Below are 22383 nucleotides of genomic sequence, written 5' to 3'. Positions count from 1 at the left end.
CAGTGACTCCCCAAATTTTCTGATTTGTTCCGGCTAAGGGAAGGCGCCGCCTGTTTTCATCAATTCGGATCGGCTTTAACAGTCCCAATGGCCGGAACTGTTTACAGTTTTTTTACAAAGGCTACGTTCTTGATTTCCCCGCCGGATATGATAGGATTATGCTCTGAGAAAGGAAGGTCCAGATGAACTTTTATCAGGCGATGCAATTAGATGTCTCTGTATGTAAGGGGAAAATCAGAAACGCAGCGAATCCGTCTGAACGGCACAAATTGATTGCGGCCTTGATTGTGAAGGATATCCTCTGTGTTCTCTTTGCAGTCGTTTTTATTTCTATTCTAAACTTTCTGTTTGGAGATGAAAACAGCTCTGCCGCCGTGGTAATCTTCTGCATTCTGCTGACGGTCCGGTTTGTTGACTTCGGCTACTGCCTCAAAAGCTCCCTGATAAACTTCTTTATTGTCTTTGTGCTGCTGACCTTCAGCCCTTGCATTGCGCAGTCCGTAAATCCGGCGTGGGGGTTTCTGATCAACTTCTTGAGCATCGGCTTTATCGTGATCTCCGCCTGCCACGAGCCGTTATACGGAGGGGCGGGCCTGTACCTGTTTGCCTATATGTTCCTATACGGGAATCCGGTTGGCGGACATCTGCTCGTGCTCCGGGTATTCGAAATGCTGCTGGGATGCCTGCTGTGCGGAATCATTTTCTACATCAATCACAGGAAGAAAGATTACGGCAAAACGTTCTCGCAGATCGTGAAAGACTTTTCCCTCTTTGATCCCCTCGGAAAATGGCAGTTTCAGGTGACGCTTGGATTATCGCTTGGAATCCTTGTCGGAGAACTACTTCAGGTAGACCGGATCATGTGGGTGGGCTGTGCCTGCCTGACGGTCCTATCGCAATATGGCGAGCGCCCAAACAAACGGGCATTTCAACGCCTGGGCGGCGTCGTGGCTGGGAGTGTTTTATTTGGGATCGTATACCAACTGCTTCCGGCTTCCGCCCACTCGTATCTGGGAATCTATTCAGGATTGCTGCTCGGCCTCTGCGCCGCCTATCATTGGAAAACCCTTCTGAACTGTTTTGGCGCGCTTCTTATGGCTACAAATATCTTTGGGGTAAAATCAGCAATTATCCTCCGTATTATAAACAACATCATCGGGTGTTGTTTCGGCGTCCTTTTCTATTATGTATATAACTTTATAGTCGACCGGTTTGCCAATGCCAGAACGGGACGGAGTTGACAATCATAACGAACAGCCGCTGTGGGAACCTCCACAGCGGCTGTCTTGAATTGTTGACCAGAGGATGAAAATATATAGAAACCTGCCCTGTCCCATACTTAGTTACTCATTTTGGTCTAGGATTTTTCCACCTCTCTTTTGGTCAAGTCACGTCGGCGCTAACAGCGCAGGCACCTCAGCCGTATTCTATCTTCCAGATATGGAATGCTTGGCCTCATTTGACGGAGTCCACTCCAGGGTCATGTCCTCAAACTGCTTTTCGTGGAAAATCATCCGCTATTCCACATTCTCCGCCGAAACGAAGCAAGGAACAGGCCATCCGAAGTTTTCCCTGCTCCTCTCCAACAAAAGCGGATGCCGGGCCATCCGCACCGCCGATAAACCCGCTCCCTGCTACATACGAAGTAGTCTTCGGCTGATCCGGGGCGCAGGGCGCCTGTCTGGGGCGATCCCCGTCGCCGCGGTCCGCAAGGGTCATAGCGCCGTCCTGCAGTTCCAGCGTAACGGTATAACTCATGGCGGCACAGTGCTCCGGATACTCCGTTCCTGCCTATGATCCCGGCTTTTCTGGGTGTGCAGAAATAGGCACGGTCATCCGCCCATTTCTCGATCCCCAGCAGCGCAAGGTCAATTTCCTTTTTGAAACGCTTGGTATGCAATATCCCGCAACCGTACAACCTCCTGCCGGTGGATTTTCGAGGCATTGTATCCTGGCACAATACCCAAAATCAGCCTGCGGACAGTCACTCCAGTCCGTCAACTCCCTGCGCCTGCCGGTGTGTATAACGGCGCAGGATCACCACAAACCAGGTGAACACGACGATGCCTTTTGCAATGCTGGAGATGCTGATGCTCCACCAGACCCCATCCAGCCCCAGTACCGTGGCGCTGAGGAATACAGCCAGAGGGATGCGGGCGGCGTTCCCGATGATACCGGCCAGCGTGGGCGGCATTGGGCGGCCCAGTCCCTGGAACGCGCCGGAGGAGGTGATCTCCAGGCACATCAAGATCTGGGAGTAACCCATGATCCGCAGATAGCTCACGCCGGTCTGCAGCACGTGGTCATCCGGAATGAATATCCGGAACAGCGGAACAGGAAAGACCACCAGCATAAGTGTGGTGAAGCCGCTCCAGACAACGATCATACCGATGGCTGTCCAATACCCCTTACGGATGCGCTCCATCCGGCCCGCGCCGAAGTTTTGTGCGATAAATGCGTTGACCGCCGTGGCAAATCCCTCCGCCGTGGTATAGGAGATGGACTCGATCTGCGAACCGACCTTCTGAGCCGCGATAGCGGCGTCCCCCCAACCCGCGACGAGCCTGGCGAGGATCATGGAGAGGCCGGAGAAAAACATGCTCTGGATGGAGACAGGCAAACCGATTTTCAAAATCTCCGCCCAGGCCCTCCACTGACTGGCCTGGAATATATGGATTTGCGGAAAAACGGTCATCTCGCGGCGGGCTGCCAGAAGGAACATGGCTGTTACGATGGCCTGGGCCAGAACGGTGGCTGTGGCGGCTCCGGCCACGCCCATCTGCGGGAATGGGCCGATCCCAAAGATCATAAGCGGGTCCAGAATGATGTTCCCCACCAGCCCGATGGCCGTGGAGCGCAGAACCACCACGCTTCCCCCCATAGCGGTGAACATCCCCGTAAAAATCTGATTGAAGAATGAGAAGAAAAATCCGGCCGCCACAATTACCAGATAGGTGCGTGCGTCCGCGATCACAGAGGGCGTGTTCAGCCTGAAAAATGCGATCAGCGGCCCGTTGAGTGTGATACAAAGCGTTGTAAACAGAACCACCAGCAAGGCCCCGAGATGGAATGCCGCCTGCCCATAAGAGGCCGCACGTTCTATATTTTGCGCGCCCAGCTCATGCGCCACTTTGACCTGCCCGCCCAGGCGCGGGATCATGGCAAGGCCGTTGGCGAGCCACAGATACATTCCCGCGGCGCCCACCGCCGCCACCGCATTGGCTGATACGCGGCCGATCCATATCATATCCGTCATATTGTAGGCCATCTGGATCAAAGACGTGGCCATGATGGGCAGGGCTAAACTGGTCAGGCTCCGAACAATGGAGCCCTCCAGCAAATCAACTTTCTGCATAGCGGGGGATCACCTGCCTTTGTGGAAGTAGTCTGAAAAAATGATATTCCGGCCCTTAGAAATAGTCGGATATATAGGGCGGCTGCTGCTCAATCGCGTCCTCCAGCATGTCAATCGTCTCCCCGCCGGCGTGGATTCTCCCGATTTTGGCGAGGTAGTCCGGGCGCTTATAGCCCATCAGCATGGTCGTCATGGTCTGGATGCTGATGCTGTCGGCGCACGGCTCGGAGATCTTCACAGCCGTCCCCCTGCCGTCCTTTGATATCTTCAGCAGGAACGAGCCCTGGTTGCACTCCATGATTGGGTCCGTCATGGAGAAGCGCCACTCCCGCTCCGTACCGTCCGCCTTGAAGGGATAGTCCGCGACGAACGCGGGGAAATCCACAATCCTCGCCATATAGTAGGGAGAGATGGACTCCTTGATGCTGGCGTCCTCCAGCAGGAAGGCCAGCGGCTCGTCCGTATAGGTGCTGCCCTCCACCCGGTCGATCATGGAGAAGTGGGCGGAAACAAAGTTCCACAGCCCCGTGCGGGCCTCCTCATGATTGAAAATCATGTCCTTGATATAGAACACTTCATTTTCGATCCAGTAGATGATATACCCGTCCGGCTCCTCATTCTCGTTATAGTAGATTGCCGCCATGATATCGTCCCGGTCCCAGAGCCAGTATTCGTTCCAGGCCAGCTCATCCCGGAGGATGGCTCCGTGGGTATGCTCGGCAAAGCGGGCGTAGGTCTCCTTCAGTTCCTCGCCGTCCGCCTTCACCCGGCGCACGCTGCCGGCGACCTGGTGGTTTTTCGGAAGCTGATAGTCCTTGATCTCATACGAGATCTTGTCCGAGATCAGTTCCCAGCCCTTTCGCCGGTAATAGGGGATCGAATAGGGGTAGAGATAGCAGATATACTGCTTTTTCTCCCTCATGTTTTTCAGGGCCTGCTCCAGCAGCTTGTGCATCAGGCCCATATTGGAGTATTCCGGGTAGGTCCCCACTCCCGTCAGGCCGCCCATGGAATAGGTCTTCCCAAAAACCTTGACGCGCATCGGATAGACCGCCACCTGGGAAACCAGGGTGTCGCCGTCAAACCAGCCGATCACGTCCGCTTTCTGCATGGTTGGAAATTTCGCCCGGATGATCTCCTTCTCCTGCCAGCCCACGGAACTGAGCTCCTGATCCGTCACCTGGAATACATAGCGCAGCAGGGCGTTATATTGTTCCAGATACTCATTGCCTACCGGCCGCATTTTCAAATCTTTTTTATTCATCAAGAATCACCAAATTCTCCGTTTCATACAAAATATATCCATCGTTATAGTATAGGGGAAGTTCAAATAAAAGACAAGCCGCCCCATGGCCCAACACAATCCCAGTTGTCTCAAAGCAGGATTACGCCCCAACAAGACAGCGCCGCCAGAAATCCGGAAGCGGCCGCCTTGTTGGGGCTGTCCACAGTCGCTATTCTCATTGAGCCAAAGAGGCCGGAACCTCTGCCGCAATCAGCAGGCCGCATCATTGCCTTTCCGCCGGGACAGGCGCTTCAGGATGGCCGCTTCGATCTGATCCCCATATTTCATCCCCAGAAGAAACAGGACTAACCCCGCTACACCGATCAAAACCATCGCCCACGGAGAGACATGAAAGGCGGCGCCGCCCAGGGCGCTGGCAAAGAGCAGTCCCCAGGGGCGGGCAAGCAGGACGATCACCGCAAAGCAACGGAATGAGAGCGAGGACAGGCCGGCCAGGATGCACAGAAGATCGTCTGGGAAAAAGGGGAAAAGGAACGCCAGAGTGAGGAACACCGGAGCCTTGGTCTGGAGGATCTGCTGATATTTTTCAGACAGCCTCCGGCTGACAAAACGCCCGGCAAAGTCCCGGCCCAGCACCCGGGCCAACCAGAACAACAGCAGGGAACCGGCGACTACTGCGGCGAAGGTGAGGAAAAAGGAAGGCCATGTTCCAAAGAGAACACCGCCCGCGGCAGCGGTAATATTGCTGGGGATCGGAGCCAGCACGACAGAGAGAAATTGGAGCAGGAAAAAACACAGGTGGGAGTATGGCGCAAAGTCGTCAATGTAGGCCCGCAGGGATTCCTGAGAGGACGCCGCCTGGAAAAAGCCGGTGGAGTATAGGAACCATCCACCTCCGACAATCAGAAGCCCCGCTGCGGTCAGGAAGAGAATACGCTGTCTGGATTTCGTAAAAGACACCTCTTTATCGTTGAGCCGTGAAAGGCATTTTATCACACGTGAAGGGGAAAACGACAGAAACTGTCTTAACATTCTATGAAGGAATCGTAAATAAACATGGTCAGGGTCCCGGATTTTCTCTTTGCCGCAAAGGTGTGGACGCGCTCCCCGCGGCGCTCCATGCCCCGGCACTCATAAAACGGGTAATTGCAGGTGGTGTCTGTGAACAGGAAGAAATTGCTGATCCGCCGGTTCCTCATGTAATCCCGCGCGGCATCAAACAGCTTCTTCCCCAGGCCGATGCCCCGGTATCTGGAATTGACCGCAAAGAAGGCAATCTCTCCCTGGTACTCGGTCTGGGTGTCCTGGAGGAGCTGCTGGTCGATCTCTTCCACGCCGGAAAAGAACCTAGTGACCATACGCCCCTCTTTGGACAGGAACAGCGACGCCACGGAGAGGAGCATCCGCAGTCTGAGGCGGAACGGGCATCTCTTCTCCCTGCGGTCTTTGACCATGATAATCCCCACCGGGACTTCATCCACCAGCGCGACCTGGGTAAAGGTCTGATTGGTGAGGCAGCTGTCCAGATAGGCCCGCGCCAGCTTCTGCGCCGCCTTGGGGGAGGCAAACTTGTCATACTGCCACGTCTCCCGGATGATCCCGATCAAAGCCGGGCGGTCTGATGTCTGGTATTCTCTCAATACGATCTGTCCATCCATTTTGTTTTCTCCATTTCTTCTTTCCAAAATCGTCTGCGGGATCTCCTGATACCGCTTCAGCACATAGTCCCGCTTTTTTGTGAACCACCGGTACTCTGTAATCAAGGCTCCGACCACAAACAGCGCACCTGCGATCAAAAGACTGTGCTGGAAGCCCGCCCATTTCAGGACACAATAGCTGATGCCGGACGAGAGCAGCGCGGCGGCCAGATAAATACCAATCGCGTACTGCTCCACCTTTTGCGGCGGCAGGGTGAGAAAGAAATCGTCCCATTTTTCGCTATTACCCCTGAACTGCTTCCCTTTCAGCCAAAAGAGCAGGAAAACCAGGCCCAGGCCGCTCCACAGGCACAGAAGCCATTTTCCTGCGATTACGGCCAGCAAAATCACCAGCTTCAAAATACTCCCCCCTGGAATCAATAGCAGTAGCGCCGCCGGTATTTCAGGAGCATGACGGCGGACAGGACGACTGCCGCCAGCTCCGCGGCCGGTGTCGCCAGCCAGATCCCGGTGACGCCCAGAATGACCGGGAGGACCAGCATGGCGATCAGTGTAAAGACAAAGGTGCGGGAAAACGCCAGCACTGCCGAAATGAGCCCATTGGAAAGTGCGGTGAACATCCCGCTTGCAAAAATGTTGAAGCCCACAAAGAGCAGGGCCAGGGAACAGATCCGGTTTCCTGCCACAGCCAGGTCATAGACAGGTGTTCCGGGCCGGGCGAAGATGGACACCAGCGGCTCTGTGACAGCCAGAGAAACGAGCACGGTGGCCGCCGCGATCGCGCCGATGATTTTCAGGCTGGTGCGGACCAGCTTCCTGAGCTTCTCATGGTTCTGTTCCCCGTAATAAAAGCTGAGCATGGGGGCCACCCCGTAGGCATAACCGGCATACAGGGACCCGGCAAAGGCCAGCACATAGGAGATGATGGTAATTGCGGCAACGCCGTCCTCCCCTACATATTTGAGCATCGTCCAGTTGAACATCAGCGTGATGATGCCGTTGACCAGCGCGGTGGCCATTTCAGAGCAGCCGTTCGTGACGGCTCTCCCGAGCGTTTGGGGCCGGCAGACCGGCCTGACAAAATGGAGCAGGCTGTTCCGGTTGGAGAACACCAGCAGGCCCACGATGGCTGTGATGGAGTACCCCAGGCCGGTGGCAACCGCCGCCCCGCCGATCCCCCAGCGGAAAACGGCGATAAACAGGTAGTCCAGCACGATATTGGTCACGCCGCCGGCGACGGAGCAGAGCAGGGAAAGGGACGCCTTGCCTGCTGCGATCATATAGAGGGTGAAGTTATTCATCAGAAGAATAGGGACGGTGAACAGCAGGTAACGGCTCAGATATTCCCAGCAATAGGCGGAGACCTCCGGGGACAGGGACATGGAGCCGAAGATCTTCCCCATGAACAGATAGCCCAGCCCGCACATCACAAGGCCGGTCAGGACATTGACCAGGATCAGAAACGTAAAGTCCTGCTTTGCTTCATCGGGCTTTCCCTCTCCCATCTTTCTCATGATAGCCGCGCTGCCGCCGGTTGCGAGCATGGTGGAGATGGCCGTCACCAGCGCGATGACGGGATAGACCAGATTGAGGGCAGACAGGGCACTGGTCCCGATCAGGTTTGAGACGAACAGCCCGTCCACCATCGTATAGAAGGACATGAATACGCTCATGGCGATGGTGGGGACTGCAAATTTAAGAATGTTTGTCAGGGTGACGGGTCTGCTGTATGCAATTTCATTCTGCACGGAAATTCCTCCTGCTTCTTGTGGTAGTTACCGGCATGGAGTATCATAATCCCTACAGTTACTGTACGGTCAAGGGGGTTTTTGAAAATGCTGCGGGAAAAACCGAAGCTGTTTACCATCGGCCAGTTTGCCGCTCTGCATGGGATCAACAAAAAGACACTCATGTGGTATGATGAGATCGGGCTGTTCAAGCCTGCGTTTATCCACGAAGAAAATGGGTACCGGCTATACAGCTATTACCAGAGTACGGAGCTGGAGGTGATCCTGCTGCTCCGGGACATGAACGTGCCCATCCGGGATATTCAGGAATTTATGAAAAACAGGTCCGCTGGGAGCATGGCGGACCTGCTTCGGGATAAAATCTCAGAACTGGACCGGACGATCCAGGGGCTGAAGGCCGTCCGGTCAAAACTGTGCAGCCGCCGCCAGGAGATGACCGAACTTTTGGACCTGGACCTCTCCGAGATCTCCCTCATTGAGCGGGAACCGCAGTATCTGGCGACGGTGCAAACATCACCGGAAAAGTCCCTGGAGGAGGAGATCGAGCTGATTCTTGAGCAGACCAAGAAATATCAGCTTCCGCGTATGTACCAGACTCCCTACGGCTCCATGCTCCCGGTGGAAAACCTCCTGGCCCGGAGGTTTGAGGACTACTCCAAGCTGTTTATCGAACTGCCGGACACGCAGAACAGGATGGGACTCCACAGGCGCCCCGGCGGGGTCTATTTGCGGGCATTCTGCATTGGGAATTGGGACAGGCTGCCTGCCCGCTATGAAGCGATCCTCCGCTACGCAGAGCAGCACCATTTACAGTTCTCCGGCTATGCCTATGAGATTGGGATCAATGAACTGGTGATCGACAGAATCGAGGACTATATTACAAAAATTGAAATCCCGGTTTTGAATTTCAATTGACAACAAAAAGCCAGGGTGCAGCAATCTGAAAAGATCACCGTTCCCTGGCTTCTTCATACTCTATTCGCTGGACTATGCGTTTTAATGCCGCATTATCCCAGATATTCAATTATCCGAGGAAATTCTTAAATATTGCTGATATTAAAGGCTTTCAAAGAAATATCCTCGGATAATGTAATGGCTATTTCAGAAAATCAGGCAACTGATTTTCCTTCTGATTAGCAGGGGTTTCCTTTTGATGTGAAAACCATTTCTCGTTCCAATCTCGGATATACCTGTTCACGGTACTCTGGGAAAGCTCTGCGTACCGTTCAGTCGTAGAAATCGAGGAATGTCCGAGAAAGTTTTTGATTGCTATGATCGGGACTCCGGCTTCTAACATATGTGTGGCGGTTGTATGTCTCATGGTATGCGGGGTATAACACTTTTCAAGAAACATCTTCGGATACTCCGCCTTGGCAAGGGCAACATATTTTTTATAAATTTCCTCAATGCAGGAGATAGTCATCTGCGGATGTGTCTGGCTGGAAAAGATATAGGCATCTAACCGTCCAGTTCTGCCTGTTTCTTCCAGATACCGTTTCAGGAGGATTCCGCTAGGTTTAGCGATTACAATCCTGCGGGTCTTATTCCCTTTTCCTGTGATTGTCAGCTTGTACAGATTTTTTTCAACAAGGAAATCTCTGACTTTAAGATCACAGATTTCCTGTGCCCTGGCTCCGCTTGCATACATCAGGTTTAAAAGAACCTGGTCACGGAAGCCCAAGCGTTTTTCAGTGTCAGGAAGCCGGAGCAGGGCTGACACTTCATCAAGCGAAAAAATAATCCTTGGCTGGCTGGATGCCTTTTTTACAGGAATCCTCCTTACAGCATTCGCAAACACAGTCGCCGCTTCAAAATTTCTGTTCTGTGCGTAAGCGGCAAAGGATGTGAGTGCCGAAAGCCGGAGGTTCCTTGTGGATACCGAGCAGCCCCGTTCTGTTTCGATCCATTTCAGGAAACTGTCGATTGTTTCAAAATCGAGATCCTGAAACACGATTTCTCCGGCATCTTTCTTTTTCACTTGATAAACATACTGGAACAGAAGCCGAAAAGAATGCTTATACGATCGGACGGTGTTAGGAGAAAGACCTGATGAGAGCGGCATATATTCCGTAAAAAACTGTTCCAGCAGAAGCATGAAGTCGGGAAGTTTATTTTTCCTCATCGCCCACCTCCATGAATACGCTGACAGCATAGTCTTCAAACAATTCCGTGTATTCGGGGAACATGTCGCTGCTGAATTTCAGGTACTTCTCAGTCTCGTTCATGTCATGGTGTCCAAGATAAACGGACAGGAACGGTACAGAATCATTTACCGGACGTCCTTTTTTCTCTGCCTGTACAAAAGAATGGATGGCAAAGTAATGACGGAAACAATGAAGACATTGACCTCTGGAATGAGCCTTTCCAGGTACACACAGGTTGGTTTGCTGTAACAGCTTCCTGAACCGTAATCCGAAAGTTCCTTTTGTAACAGCTGCCCCTTTTTTCCTGACCGATGGAAACAGGTGGCTTTCCGGCTCTGTTTTGATTGCCATCGCAATGCAGTACTTTTCCAGCATTCTGGTTAATGTTACATCCATCGGAACGACACGCTGCTTGTTATTCTTGGCATGGCGGATCAGGATAGTTCCGCGGGAAAAGTTTATATCCTTCACCCTGGCAGCAAGTGGTTCCCCCAACCGGAATCCGCAGCCCAAAAGCATCCGCAGTAACATACAGAACTCCATGTCCATCTGTCGCGTTTGCGGGTCTGTGTGCCTACTGCCCCAGCTATCGGCACTGGCCAGAAGCATTTGTATTTCCTCATCCGAAAAAATATATGGGACATAGCTGTCTGATGTTTTAGGGCAGTCAGGCATAAAAACACTGTAGCCTTCATACTGGAGATACCTTAAAAATTTCCGGAGATAGCTCACCTTGTCGCTGACTGTTTTAGGTGCGTTAGTCTGGAGAAGTCTGCCAATCCAACGATTCACTGTCCTTTCTGAGATTTCGCCGGTATTTTCTTCTGCCAGCAGTGAGTCGAACGAAAGCAGGATTCTGCGTGTATTCTGTAAAGTACCGTCACTGATTGTGCCCTGGCTGATTGCAAGGTATTCCGCCAGCTCGTTTTTGAAAATGCTTTTAAATTCATTCATGACAAAGACCACCTTCCTTCCAGAAAACCGGCAAATGTACCTGCTGCTTCCGGTACAGGGAGTGCGTAGCCCCGAAGCTGCTCAATGTCCAGACTGGCATAAGAACGGATGGCATTTTGGTCTGTATGTCCAAGAGTTTTTCTTACGACTTCATAAGGGATGTTGTCATTGACCATGGAACTTGCAAGGGATGCCCGGAAGGCATGTGCTCCCTGCTTGCGTTTACCTGGATCGATTCCTGCTGTTTCAATGGCAGTCCTTACAATCTTAGTGATTGCCTGTACTGAGATATGGCTGTAAGGCGGAATAATTCGGAGAAACACATATGGACTTTCATTGTCGGCACGCTCTTCCTGTAAATATCTCTCCAAAGCAGTTTTTACATCGGGAACCATGGGAAGTTCAATAGTGACACTGGTTTTATGCTGGGTAAGCAGGATCAGGTCCCTGTCAAAATCCAGCTCTTTGAATGTCATGGATGAAATGTCCCCGCTTCTGATTCCGAGCCGCGTCGCAAGGAGCAGGGCTGCATAATCACGCTTTCCGTGTGGGGAAGTCTGGTCTATGCTGCTTTCGATTTTTAGAATTTCATCTGTTGTGTATACAGAAGGGTATGGCTGCGGTCTTTTAAAAAGAGGGACAATACCACTGTAATCCCTGTCGGTATGACCGGACTGATAAGCATACCGGAGAAATGTCCGGATGTGGGAAAGATACCACTTGCTGCTGACTGATAAGCATACGGTTCCTATATTTTGGGGATTCATTTCCTGCGGTTTCACACAACCGATTCTGGTTAGGGCGGATAAAAAGTAATGTCCAATCTTATCATGAAGATGAATTGTACTTTCCTGTAGCCCCTTACGTCGTCCGTCTTCAAGATATTCCGACAAAAAAGCATCCATCTCGGGATTCAGTTCCTGATACCTGCATGATGCAATGTCGTTTTCGTTTGTCTGTTGACACATGGTTAAAACCTCCTCGTTATTTTAGTGGCTTTAACTGTACCATACATGAAAAACGTTATCCGAGATTTTCTGTTCAAAACCCAGAATACCAAACGACATTTGAAGTTTACCTCGGATAATTGAATATCTGGGATAATGCGCCCTATCCCAGAACTCGGATAGGGCGCAATTTCATACCCGGTTTTAAACAGAATGAGGCCGCAAGCACTCTGCGGCCCATAGGGTTCAATCGTAAACCAGGATTTGATTGAGGGCTACGCTACGTCGTCAGTAACATGAAATGTAACTTTACATGCCGTCGCATCAATCTCGCAAATCATCGCATAATAAGTTCTTTCTGTGCAAATATTCCCGTCAGGAGTAAGACTGACAAGCACCAGAGCGGTTCGCTCATCATCAATGTCAACAGCTGTAACGGCATCCTGAACAATTCCTGTATTTTTTCGTAAATTCCGATCTCCACGGACCAAGGTTATAGGAACGCAAAGGCGCTGTCTTCACAAATTCTGTTCTATCTTGCGCGTATATATGCAGCCCCTTTATCACTGCGTCTTAAAAATTATTTTATCGCAAACGTTGAACTGCCCAGCGGCGGCAATGTCCCTTACTAAAACAGAGCAACGGCAGCGGATAACCTGATCTTCCAGCTGTTCCTGGGCGTGTTCGATCGTCTCCCGCGCAGTCACCCCCTGACCCGTCAAATGACAGCAAATAGAATGGGCCACTGTTTTGACGGAATCCACATACAATATCTCAGAAACCGGCAGCCGTACCGTTTCATCGATCCCGATGGGCAGTTCGACGGTGTCCCCGTCCGCGCTGTTTTGCTGCTCCGGCACCGCCATTTTCAAATATCGAATATACTCCCGAACCATCTCATTCTGATCCACACATTTTCAATAAACCCAAAGGGCCGCACGCCGCTGCGCAGAATATCCATGCCCTTCTCCCCATGGCCGGTAACAAAGACGATTTTCCCGCCGGGGTCCGTGTGGTAGATCTGCCGGACAAGGTCCACGCCGTTGGGGGGAATCCCTTCCCAGGTCATAATCGAGAAAATAGAGATAGCTTCCACCGCTGCGGATAAACTGGAGCGGCTCCTGACCAGCAGAGGCCAGACAGACAAGTTGGCCTCTGCTTTGCTTTGCCGGATCGCCCGTTCCAGCAGCTCGGACAGAAGCTGCAATGTGAAGGGATCGTCGTCGCAAAGAACGATCGGTACCATAGGCGGAATCCTTTCTTGTCCATCTTTTCCCGCAGTATATCAGATTGAAAGGTTTTGTCCTGAATAAATGCAATTTGTCCTGAACGCATAGGACTAACTCGCATTTAAAGCCGAGGACGCACATCTGGGGCCAAAATCCAGCCTATCGCTCTTCATTCATGCTACAATGCCGCCGATAACAAGAGGGGATAAAAACCAAGGATGTCCCCATGAATCAAAAGGCAACACGAAAAATTACCCCCGCGGCTGTCAGGCTGCTGGCATTGGATGCCGTCCGGGGGGCCGTGATTGGAATGCTGATCGGGACAGGCGGGAGCAAGGTTCTGCTGGCGGCGGCGCTGCCGGAAAGGAAGCTGAACTTGTTGTATCGTCCTTTTGCAAAGGTCGGAAAAGCTGCGCTGATGCTATACAGCGTTCCATTTGTATTGGCATGGATTTTGATGCTGTTTGGACTGACACCTTCTCTTCCCTCGCACAATTTCCCGGCGGGGATGTTGTGGTCATCCTCATCACACTGGCTGCTGGCTGGATAGGATATTTGATAAGGCCTATCTAATGTGAAGCGAGATGGTAGATATAAGAATCAGAAACAAACGCATATAGCATCTTGTTGGCATTTTTAACAATAATTTCTTGTAACCCCTTGTGAATTTATCATGAATTTTCGCCGCCCAATAAATGACACTTCTATTCCCTATTGTTTTTTTCTCTGTTCTCGATTACACTTATTTTAACTGGAGGAAGAATTCCATGAAAGTAAAGAATAGCCTGGACGAAATTTTGTATGAGCATATTGTTGAGAGCCTCATTAATGGTGATTATGAGATGGGACAAAACCTGACCTTGGACGAACTGGCTCATCGCTTCGAGGTCAGCCGAACGCCGGTGGTTCAGGCCGTTAAATTACTGGCCAATGACGGGATCCTTCAGATCATGGGTAATGGCCGCATCTATGTGCCGGAGTATGACCAGGAGCATGTGCGCCAGATGTGTGAAGTCCGTCAAATGGTAGAGGGACATGCGCTGGAGCGGTTTATGTCCGGCCTTGGGCTGTCGGCAGAAACCGTATTAGCCCAGTTGAATCGTTACAGTGAAGAGGGTGTCCGCCTCACCGGCAGTTCTTTTTCTCCAAAAGAATTCGCCATGTTGGACCGCCGCTTTCATCGGTTGCTTGTAGAAGCGTCAGGGAACAGGATTCTGCTGGAGACGTATGACCGGGTACAGGGGCGCTTTCTAGTGTCCAACTATCTGCTTTGCCCTTTGCGGCTCCGGGACTTTAGCGGCACAGCCAGAGATCACGTTCGCCTAGTAGAGTCCATCCGTTCCGGAGATATCACGAGGGCCCAGCACTGTTTACAGCAGCATATCGAAGGTGTGCTTCGCCGGTTGTAAGGATGGGGCCATTTTTTAATTATTTATTTTTAATTAAAAATAAATAATTAAAATCAGGATGCTATTTCCAGTTTCCAGACGCCGCCTCTCCCGGCAGCAGGACACATCTGCGGTGCCGCTGGTACAGGATGAAATTTGTAGTCAATGACGAAATGGAGTGAATATGATGGAGCCTATGATCTGCGAAACATTCCTGCAATTCCGATATCTCAGCGACCTGGGTCTCTCGCCGGACGGTCGGTACACTGCCTATATCCGCCAGCAGGCGAATTTGGCCTCCAATGGCTATGACGCCCGGCTGTGGGTCTATGACCACAGTACGGGGGCGGACCGTCCCCTCAGCTCCCTGAGTCCGGTGCGGGCTTTTTCTTGGATGGATAACCGGACCATCCTCTTTTCCGGGATGCGAGGCACAGCCGGTTCCGCTTCTCAGGATACCACTACATATTACGCGCTGCCGGTGGATGGCGGCGAGGCGCAGCCCCTGTTCACCGTCCCCATGCGGGCGGGCAGGGCCCGGCGCTTAACGGACGGGCGGTTCGTTTTCACCGCCACCGTGGACATGAACCGCCCAAATCTGGACAGTCTGAGTCCCCCGGAGGAAGCTTCGGCCCTGGAGGAATACAAAAACCGCACCTATGATGTGCTGGAGGACATTCCCTTCTGGGCCAACGGCCTGGGCCTCACCAGCGGGCAGCGGTCCCAGTTGTATATCCACGACCCTGCGTCCGGCGTAACCACCCCCCTCACCGCGCCGCCCTTCAAGGTTACAGGCTTTACCGTGGAAGATGGCCGGATCCTCTATACCGGTCATCGCTTCACGGATGTCCAGACTCTGCGCCACGGTGTTTTTATCTGGGACGCGGCCAGTGGAGAGACCCGGTGCCTCCTGGAACAGGACCGGTATCTGGTGAAGCTCTTTGCCCTTTGGCGGGACCAGGCGGTTCTCTGTCTTACCGACGGGCTTGGCTATGGAAATGGGGAAAATGGCGATTTCTACACCATCCCTCTCTCCGGAGGAGAACCAGAGCTGCTCCTCCGCCACAGCCATCATTGTGTGGGCAACACCGTGGCCACCGACAGCCGCCTTGGTGCCGGAGAGACCTGGCGCGTCTGCGGAGACACGCTCTATTTCCTCTCCACCGTGGACCGGGACAGCCGGATTGAGGCTTTGGATCTGACCTCCGGCGAGGCCCGCCCCCTCACCGGGCCGGGCAGTGTGGAGTATTTGGATGCCGCGGCAGACCGGCTGGTGTACCTGGCGTTTCGGGAAAACCGGATCGGAGAGATCTACACTCTGGAGCATGGCCGGGAGATCCGTCTGACCCACGCCAACGACGGGATCTATGACCGCTGCGCCGTCTCCACGCCCCAGCCGCTGGAGGTGGATACCGGAGGTCCGCTGCCGGTCCAGGGGTGGGTACTCCCGCCGGTGGCCTACGTTCCCGGCAAAAAATACCCAGCCATTTTGACCATCCATGGCGGGCCCCGCCTGAGCTACGGCTCGGTGTTCTTTCACGAGATGCAGGTCCTGGCGGGAGCCGGATACTTCGTTCTGTTCTGCAACCCCCGTGGAAGCGAGGGCCGTGGAAATGACTTTGCCGATATCCGGGGCCGGTTCGGGACCATCGACTATCAGGATATCATGGCTTTCTTGGACGGAGCCCTGGCCCGCTGGCCGGACATCGATCCCACCCGTTTGGGCGTTGGCGGCGGGTCCTATGGCGGTTTCATGACCAACTGGATCATCGGCCACACGGACCGGTTCCAGGCAGCCTGCTCCCAGCGGTCCATCGCAAACTGGACCGGGATGGAGGGCACGGCGGACATCGGCTACTACTTCGCCAAGGGGCAAACCGGCGCTTCCCACCGGGAGGATCGGGATCTCCAGTGGCAGCAGTCCCCTCTTCGCTATGCCGATCATGTGACCACGCCCACATTGTTCCTCCACGGTGAGGAGGACTATCGCTGCTGGAAACTGGAAGCGATCCAGATGTTCACCGCTCTCCAGCTGCGGGGAGTTCCCTCCCGGCTGTGTCTTTTCCCAGGGGAAAACCACGAACTCTCCCGCTCCGGCCGGCCCCGTCAGCGGCTCCGGCGACTGGAGGAAATGCTCCGCTGGTACCAGCGGTATCTCAATAAACAGGAGGCATAATTATGGAACGCATCAAAGCAGATGACTTGTACGCATACCGATTCCTCTCCGAGGTGGCGGTCGCACCCGACGGGGCTCACGCAGCTTTTGTGTCCCGCCGGGCCAGAGATGATGGAAAAGGCTATTACGCCTGCATCCATCTGCTGGACACCGCAACCGGCGCCGTTCGCCCCCTGACCGGCAACGGCGACGAGGCCGCTTTTCGCTGGCTGGATTCAAATACGCTGATCTTCCCCTCCTGCCGGACCGGGGATCAGCCTGGTAAAACCGCCTTTTACCGGCTGGACATCCGGGGAAGCGAAGCAGAACGGGCTTTCACCATTCCCCTGTCGGTAAAGCAGTTTCACCCCCTGCCCGACGGAAGATGGTTCGTCCTGACCCGGCGGCCCATGACCCCTCCGGAGGACCTGCCTGCGGACCAGCCTCAGCCCGGCCGTGACTATACGGTTTTTGACGAACTGCCCTTCTGGGCCGACGGTCTGGGGATGATTAACGGCACCCGGATGAGCGGATGGATTTTCGATCCTGCCGACGGCTCCGTAAACCAGATCACCCCTCCCACCTATGACATGGAAGGAGCGGCAGTCTCTCCGGAAGGCTCTCGGATCCTCTATTGGGGTGTGAGCTTTGAGGGAATCCGGCCTGACTACCGGCAGCTGATGCTCTACGATCTGGCCACCGGCCAAACCCGGTCACTGGTCCCCGATAGGAAATATCGGATCACCCAGGTGGGCTGGTGGGGCACGGATATCTGGTTCGAGGGCGGCGACCCACACACCAGCGTCTCCCGAAGCCCCAAGCTCTATCTGCTGAATCCGGCCACCGGGGACTGCCGGACCTTCTGCGCCCCGGACGGTTTTTTGGGTACCTCCGCCATCGGGGATATGTCTTTGGGCGGCGGCAAGGTCTGTGCCGTCCAGGGAGACAGTCTCTATGCCGTCCGTCTCCAGCGCGACGTCACCGCCCTGCTGCGCTTCGACAAGGCGGGGAACTTTGCTCCTGTGGCCTCCTATGAGGGGATTGCCTGCTTTGATATCATTGGAGAGAACGCCTATCTGGCAGCTTTCCGGGATCACCGGCCTCAGGAGCTGTACCGCCAGCCCCTCTCCGGCGGGGAACCGGAGAGGCTCACCCAATTCCACGACGCCTTTCTGGAGACCCGCCAGATCTCACGTCCGGAGCACATCACGTTCCGCAGCCGGGACGGTCAGGAGGTGGATGGCTGGGTCATCCGCCCCTCCGGATACGAGCCGGGGAAGAAGTATCCCGGCGTATTGAACATTCACGGCGGCCCCAAGGCGGCCTACGGTTCCCAGTACTACCATGAGATGCAGCTGCTGGCCGCTGGCGGTCGGTTCGTGTTCTATACAAATCCCCACGGCAGCGACGGTCGGGGCAGGATTACTTCGATCTGGTAGGTCGGTGGGGCACCATCGATTACCAGGATCTGATGGACTTCACCGATGAGGTGCTTCGCCGTTATCCGGACGTGGACGCGGATCGGTTGGGCGTGTGCGGCGGGTCCTATGGCGGCTACATGACCAACTGGATCATCGGCCACACCCAGCGGTTCAAGGCTGCCTGTGCCATGCGGAGCATTTCCAACTTTGTCACCTCCATCTCCACCTGTGACAAGGGGTATCTGTTCCTGCTGGAGCACATGGGCCTCAATGCCCTGGAGCGGAAAGGCGTCATCTGGGACGAGAGCCAGATCCTCTGGGACAAGTCTCCCCTGAAGTACGTCCGCAATGTCACCACTCCCACCCTGTTTATCCACTCCAACACCGACTACCGCTGCTGGATGGACGAGCCCCTGCAGATGTTCACCAGTCTGCGTCAGCAGGGTGTTCCTTCCAAGGTGGTCCTGATTCATCAGGAGGGCCACGAGCTCAACCGGTCCGGGCGGCCGGTCAACCGTCTGATCCGGCTCAACGCTCTGTGCGACTGGTTCGACCAGTATCTCTAAAAGGCTGCGCCGGGCGGCCCTTTCAATAAACAGATAGAGAAAGGATGAATGACAAGTGTTTGATATGTTGCTGTGGTTCGCAGTGGTGATGGTTCTCTTCGCTGTCGGCGACGTAGTGGCCAAGCTGACCAAAGCCCGGATCTCCTCGGTGTTCGCCACGCTGATGCTGTTCCTGGTCCTGTTCGTCGCCGGCGTATTGCCCGCCGACATCATCGAAAAGGCCGGTCTCAGCGCCGCTTCCAGCTGGAGCGTGCCAATGCTGCTCTTCGCTATGGGGTCCATGATTAACCTGCGCCAGTTCATGGATGAGTGGCGGACTGTGGTCACTTGCTGGTTCGGTATGCTGGCGGTAATCATCGGCGTCTCACTGACCATCCCTATCATCGGCAAGGAGATGGCCCTCAGCGCCATCCCGGTAGTCAACGGCGCTCTGCCCGCAACGCAGATCATGACGGAGGCTGCCACCAAGGCTGGCTATCCTCTGGCCGCCGCGCTGGCTGCCATTACCTTCGCCGTGCAGAAGTTCGTGGGTACGCCCTTTGCCTCCAGCGCCAGTCTCCGCTATGCCCAGGGCCTGATCGGCGAATACCGGAAGGCCAAATCCAGCGGCACCCTGGACGAGTTTATGGCCGCCGCGGGCAAATCCGAGAATCGGAACAGCGAGGCAAAGACAGCGTCCAAGAGGATAACATTGGCCGAGAAATTTGACGGCTTTTATTCCAGCAATGTGTGCATTTTGCTGGCAGTAGTCGGCGGCCTGCTCTCTGTATGGCTGGGTGAGCTGACCCACATCAACTACGCCATCCTGGGGCTGGTGTTGGGCGTGATCTTCACCCAGCTGGGTGTGGTGCCCAAGAACCTCCTCCAGAAAGCCCAAGCCAGCGGTTTTATCAACATGGTGGTGTTCGCTGCCATCATTCCCGCCCTGGCCAACATCTCCATATCCGACCTCATCGACCTGATCCTCCCGCTGGTGGTTGTGTTCGCGGTGTCGGTACTTTCCATCTTTGTTATGATGAAAGTCCTGCCGGTGTGGAAGATTCTGGGGGATAAGTCCATGGCCTTCGGCGTAGGCTTCTGTCAGATGCTGGGGTTCCCCTCCACTTACCTAATCTCTGTGGAGGTATGCAATGCTGTGGCGGAGGATGAGGATGAAAAGGCCTTTCTGATGAGCCGGGTCATGCCTCGCCTGGTAGTGGGCGGTATGGCCGCAATGGTCTCTATTTTGGTGGCCGGTGTGATGGCCGGTATGCTGTAAATTGCAGCCGATCAGATCCTAAAAACTCGGATTCCCTTTAAGATGTTTTCGGGTGAGGACATGGCGGATCACTTCTAAACTCGAAAAGCGACTCATTCCCGCTTGATTGAAGTTCTCAAAATTCGTGACACCTCCCTGAAATTTGTTATAGCAATATAAGCGTCAAACAGGAAACCGCCAAGCATCAAAAGAGGCTTGACGGTTTCTTGTTTGCTGCTCACTCTAAAGGGCCGGAAAGCCAAAAACTTCTAAAGCCCCGCCCGGCAGAGCCGAAAAGCAAATCACAGCAGAAATCTTTTAAGAGAATAAACAGAAGATCTGCCAGCGTGCCGGTCAGGAGACGTTCCAATCGGCTCTTGCGAAATGCAGTCTGTTTTATGGGGGAGATGACACCTTCTCGACGCCATGCATTTACATAAAGGAACAGGAAAGATTGCTTCATGCAAGCTTTAGCGCAACTGCTTAAAAAACCGAAGAAGATGTCTTTGAGCCAATTCGCCGTAGTTCTCCCCCAGCTATGCACTACGGGTCAGCTTTGGTTTATTCATTGTCAGTCAAAACAAGATATCCACCATCATGCGGTTTATCAATAGAATATTCACTGTGGAGAAAGGGAACGGATCACAGCCCGTTCCCTTTCCTCACATAACGATATCGTCAAATATTAGTTTACGATTGCAGGAATCCAATCATTTGTTGCCAAAGAGCTGCCCAAAACCGAGTTCCGCTCTGTAGCGGATAAAGTTAGCGTACCATCGTCTGCAACATATACATTTGCGCCATAACGGAAATGAACTCCCATCATACCAGCCATTCCTCCAACACTGACCATGTGAATCTGCTGAAGTGCTTCTCCAATGGTCCATGTTTCCGTATTCAACTGGTACAGGTATGCATAATCCGCAAATGTCACACCCTCGCTTGGCGACCAAAGCCCTATCATATAAATATCATTTGTCCCATCCTCAGTAATCAAGCCAAAACCTTGAAAGTCCTTATCAGATTCAAAACTTCCAACTTCGGAGAACCGGGCGTTTTCAATGCCATTTGATGCCAATGCACGATAGACATGGTACACAGTATTCTCGCCATCTAAATGGGCAACTATCATCACGTAATACTCAATGCCGTTTTTATCCTCATAAGAAGTAATCCCCAAAGCACCAGCCTTATGGCTTACAGCTAAGTCAAATGTCTCAACTCTTCTTAGTTCTTTTACGGCCAATGAACGCAAATCATATAAAGCTATATGCGCGGAAGCATCTTGTTCAGAGGGAACCAACAGATAATCTCCCATTACTTGAACGCCACCAGGATGTCTCCAATTCTGAAGGTATGTTTTGAACCCCCACTTGTCACTGCCCGTTTTGGGGCCGGCGACAATATGCGCATAGGGCGCAGTTCCTACACTATGCGTCAGAATAGAATATCGAGTATGATCGCAACTATCATACTGCGCATATCCCTGGATATGATTTACGGTAGGGTCATAGCTGCCGGGGAAACCTTCCAAATTGCTTTGAACACCATCAATCGGAAGCGCAGCAAATTTATTTTTAACATCGACAACTTTATTCGCACTATCCGCAGCAGCTTCTACCACGTGAATGGCTTCCAGAGAAATCTCATTAACCTCGTTGCCGCCTCTCAAAAACGATGCATAAACTGTTCTTCCCTCTGTCGTACTTCCAATTGCCAATACAGTGTCGGGGCCGTCACTATCTCTTGTATGCTGGCCAGAGCGTTGACCAAACCACCAATTATTTCTAAACAAGGTGCTCCCCTGAGCAATAACAACATCAGGAAATGTAACACTTAGACCCTGCGGATCATCGGCAGTATCCACAACCAAATTCAAATCACCGACAAAGGCAAAATTCAAATCATCAGCAGTCTGGTCAAATGTTGTTCTATCTCCGTTCACAGAAGGATCATTATATCCTGAGATCTTTGAATTGAACCATGATGCAACGCTTTCAGAGGCACTGCGCCCAACGCTGAATGTAAATTCCCCATTTTCAAGTGTATGCACCTGTCCAACATAGTTGCGACCATCAGGATCTTGCCCGTTTGTAATACTGAGATCCTTTATTACGAATGTTCCACTTACGATGCCAAGTCCGTCAGCTGCTGATATTGTAACGGCATTTGACCGGTAAGCCATATAAGTGGAGGTTCCTTCTGCCCCCGCAGTACTCATTAACATCACAACAGCGATAGCCAAGCAGAAAAGCCTTTTCAAAATTTTCTTCATCTCAAACACCGTCGCTCTTCAAATTGTATGAATTTGGCAATGCTCAAATAAGGAGATGTC

Annotated in this window: 20 protein-coding genes; 8 read left to right on the top strand and 12 right to left on the bottom strand. The window is 53.1% G+C overall.

Annotation, left to right across the window (positions count from 1 at the left end):
• The first annotated feature begins 182 nt into the window (after nucleotides 1-182).
• Entirely contained in the window at nucleotides 183-1241 is a 1059-nt protein-coding gene (locus tag EIO64_RS14370; protein WP_119310658.1) for an FUSC family protein, read from the top strand.
• 743 nt (nucleotides 1242-1984) lie between these two features.
• On the opposite strand, the gene EIO64_RS14365 is transcribed toward EIO64_RS14370, so the two are convergent.
• From EIO64_RS14365 to EIO64_RS14345, 5 genes are all read right to left on the bottom strand, one after another.
• The gene (locus EIO64_RS14365) at nucleotides 1985-3355 is read right to left on the bottom strand and encodes an MATE family efflux transporter (RefSeq protein ID WP_119310657.1); all 1371 of its coding nucleotides are present in this window, start codon (nucleotides 3353-3355) and stop codon (nucleotides 1985-1987) included.
• 55 nt (nucleotides 3356-3410) lie between these two features.
• On the bottom strand, nucleotides 3411-4619 hold the full coding sequence (locus tag EIO64_RS14360) for a GNAT family N-acetyltransferase (RefSeq protein WP_025543535.1): 1209 nt from the start codon (nucleotides 4617-4619) through the stop codon (nucleotides 3411-3413).
• A gap of 231 nt (nucleotides 4620-4850) precedes the next feature.
• Nucleotides 4851-5561 (bottom strand): TVP38/TMEM64 family protein, encoded by a 711-nt coding sequence (locus tag EIO64_RS14355; protein ID WP_249390697.1) that lies wholly within the window; start codon nucleotides 5559-5561, stop codon nucleotides 4851-4853.
• A 65-nt stretch (nucleotides 5562-5626) separates the two neighbouring features.
• Nucleotides 5627-6649, bottom strand: coding sequence for a GNAT family N-acetyltransferase (locus EIO64_RS14350; protein WP_249390916.1), 1023 nt, complete (start codon nucleotides 6647-6649; stop codon nucleotides 5627-5629).
• Nucleotides 6650-6675: 26 nt separating this feature from the next.
• On the bottom strand, nucleotides 6676-8007 hold the full coding sequence (locus EIO64_RS14345) for an MATE family efflux transporter (RefSeq protein WP_136891520.1): 1332 nt from the start codon (nucleotides 8005-8007) through the stop codon (nucleotides 6676-6678).
• A gap of 87 nt (nucleotides 8008-8094) precedes the next feature.
• Between EIO64_RS14345 and EIO64_RS14340 the strand changes: the two genes are divergently transcribed.
• Complete coding sequence (locus tag EIO64_RS14340) at nucleotides 8095-8922, top strand: MerR family transcriptional regulator (protein WP_021748948.1); 828 nt, start codon at nucleotides 8095-8097, stop codon at nucleotides 8920-8922.
• 181 nt (nucleotides 8923-9103) lie between these two features.
• Here the strand turns inward: EIO64_RS14340 and EIO64_RS14335 are convergent, their stop codons facing one another.
• From EIO64_RS14335 to EIO64_RS14315, 5 genes are all read right to left on the bottom strand, one after another.
• Nucleotides 9104-10129, bottom strand: a complete 1026-nt coding sequence (locus tag EIO64_RS14335) for a tyrosine-type recombinase/integrase (RefSeq protein WP_136890968.1) — start codon at nucleotides 10127-10129, stop codon at nucleotides 9104-9106.
• Entirely contained in the window at nucleotides 10116-11105 is a 990-nt protein-coding gene (locus EIO64_RS14330; RefSeq protein ID WP_136890969.1) for a tyrosine-type recombinase/integrase, read from the bottom strand. The genes EIO64_RS14335 and EIO64_RS14330 overlap by 14 nt, the downstream gene beginning before the upstream one ends.
• Nucleotides 11102-12073 (bottom strand): tyrosine-type recombinase/integrase, encoded by a 972-nt coding sequence (locus EIO64_RS14325; RefSeq protein WP_136890970.1) that lies wholly within the window; start codon nucleotides 12071-12073, stop codon nucleotides 11102-11104. Before EIO64_RS14325 ends, EIO64_RS14330 begins: the two co-directional genes overlap by 4 nt.
• 542 nt (nucleotides 12074-12615) lie before the next feature.
• Nucleotides 12616-12963, bottom strand: coding sequence for a LytTR family DNA-binding domain-containing protein (locus EIO64_RS14320; RefSeq protein ID WP_158629800.1), 348 nt, complete (start codon nucleotides 12961-12963; stop codon nucleotides 12616-12618).
• Nucleotides 12921-13298: a response regulator gene (locus tag EIO64_RS14315; protein WP_025543542.1), complete on the bottom strand. Its 378-nt coding sequence runs from the start codon at nucleotides 13296-13298 to the stop codon at nucleotides 12921-12923. The genes EIO64_RS14320 and EIO64_RS14315 overlap by 43 nt, the downstream gene beginning before the upstream one ends.
• A 209-nt stretch (nucleotides 13299-13507) precedes the next feature.
• Between EIO64_RS14315 and EIO64_RS14310 the strand changes: the two genes are divergently transcribed.
• From EIO64_RS14310 to EIO64_RS14285, 6 genes are all read left to right on the top strand, one after another.
• The gene (locus EIO64_RS14310; RefSeq protein WP_021751682.1) at nucleotides 13508-13831 is read left to right on the top strand and encodes a hypothetical protein; all 324 of its coding nucleotides are present in this window, start codon (nucleotides 13508-13510) and stop codon (nucleotides 13829-13831) included.
• A 217-nt stretch (nucleotides 13832-14048) separates the two neighbouring features.
• Nucleotides 14049-14690, top strand: coding sequence for a GntR family transcriptional regulator (locus tag EIO64_RS14305; RefSeq protein WP_025543544.1), 642 nt, complete (start codon nucleotides 14049-14051; stop codon nucleotides 14688-14690).
• A gap of 163 nt (nucleotides 14691-14853) precedes the next feature.
• Complete coding sequence (locus EIO64_RS14300; protein WP_136891518.1) at nucleotides 14854-16845, top strand: alpha/beta hydrolase family protein; 1992 nt, start codon at nucleotides 14854-14856, stop codon at nucleotides 16843-16845.
• A 2-nt stretch (nucleotides 16846-16847) separates the two neighbouring features.
• Nucleotides 16848-18263, top strand: coding sequence for an alpha/beta hydrolase family protein (locus EIO64_RS14295; RefSeq protein WP_136891517.1), 1416 nt, complete (start codon nucleotides 16848-16850; stop codon nucleotides 18261-18263).
• A 32-nt stretch (nucleotides 18264-18295) separates the two neighbouring features.
• Nucleotides 18296-18811: an alpha/beta hydrolase family protein gene (locus tag EIO64_RS14290; RefSeq protein ID WP_249390696.1), complete on the top strand. Its 516-nt coding sequence runs from the start codon at nucleotides 18296-18298 to the stop codon at nucleotides 18809-18811.
• 55 nt (nucleotides 18812-18866) lie between these two features.
• Nucleotides 18867-20069, top strand: coding sequence for a hypothetical protein (locus EIO64_RS14285; RefSeq protein ID WP_051319936.1), 1203 nt, complete (start codon nucleotides 18867-18869; stop codon nucleotides 20067-20069).
• Between the two features lie 217 nt (nucleotides 20070-20286).
• Here the strand turns inward: EIO64_RS14285 and EIO64_RS14280 are convergent, their stop codons facing one another.
• Nucleotides 20287-20511 carry a hypothetical protein gene (locus EIO64_RS14280; RefSeq protein WP_158629798.1) on the bottom strand — a complete coding sequence of 75 codons (225 nt, stop codon included), beginning with the start codon at nucleotides 20509-20511 and terminating at the stop codon, nucleotides 20287-20289.
• 222 nt (nucleotides 20512-20733) lie between these two features.
• Nucleotides 20734-22323 carry a hypothetical protein gene (locus EIO64_RS14275; protein ID WP_136891515.1) on the bottom strand — a complete coding sequence of 530 codons (1590 nt, stop codon included), beginning with the start codon at nucleotides 22321-22323 and terminating at the stop codon, nucleotides 20734-20736.
• Between the last annotated feature and the right edge of the window lie 60 nt (nucleotides 22324-22383).

The sequence above is a fragment of the Dysosmobacter welbionis genome (assembly GCF_005121165.3).
Taxonomy (GTDB): domain Bacteria; phylum Bacillota; class Clostridia; order Oscillospirales; family Oscillospiraceae; genus Oscillibacter; species Oscillibacter welbionis.
The sequence above is the reverse complement of the archived record's forward strand: the minus strand, read 5'-3'. Positions and strand labels throughout refer to the sequence as shown.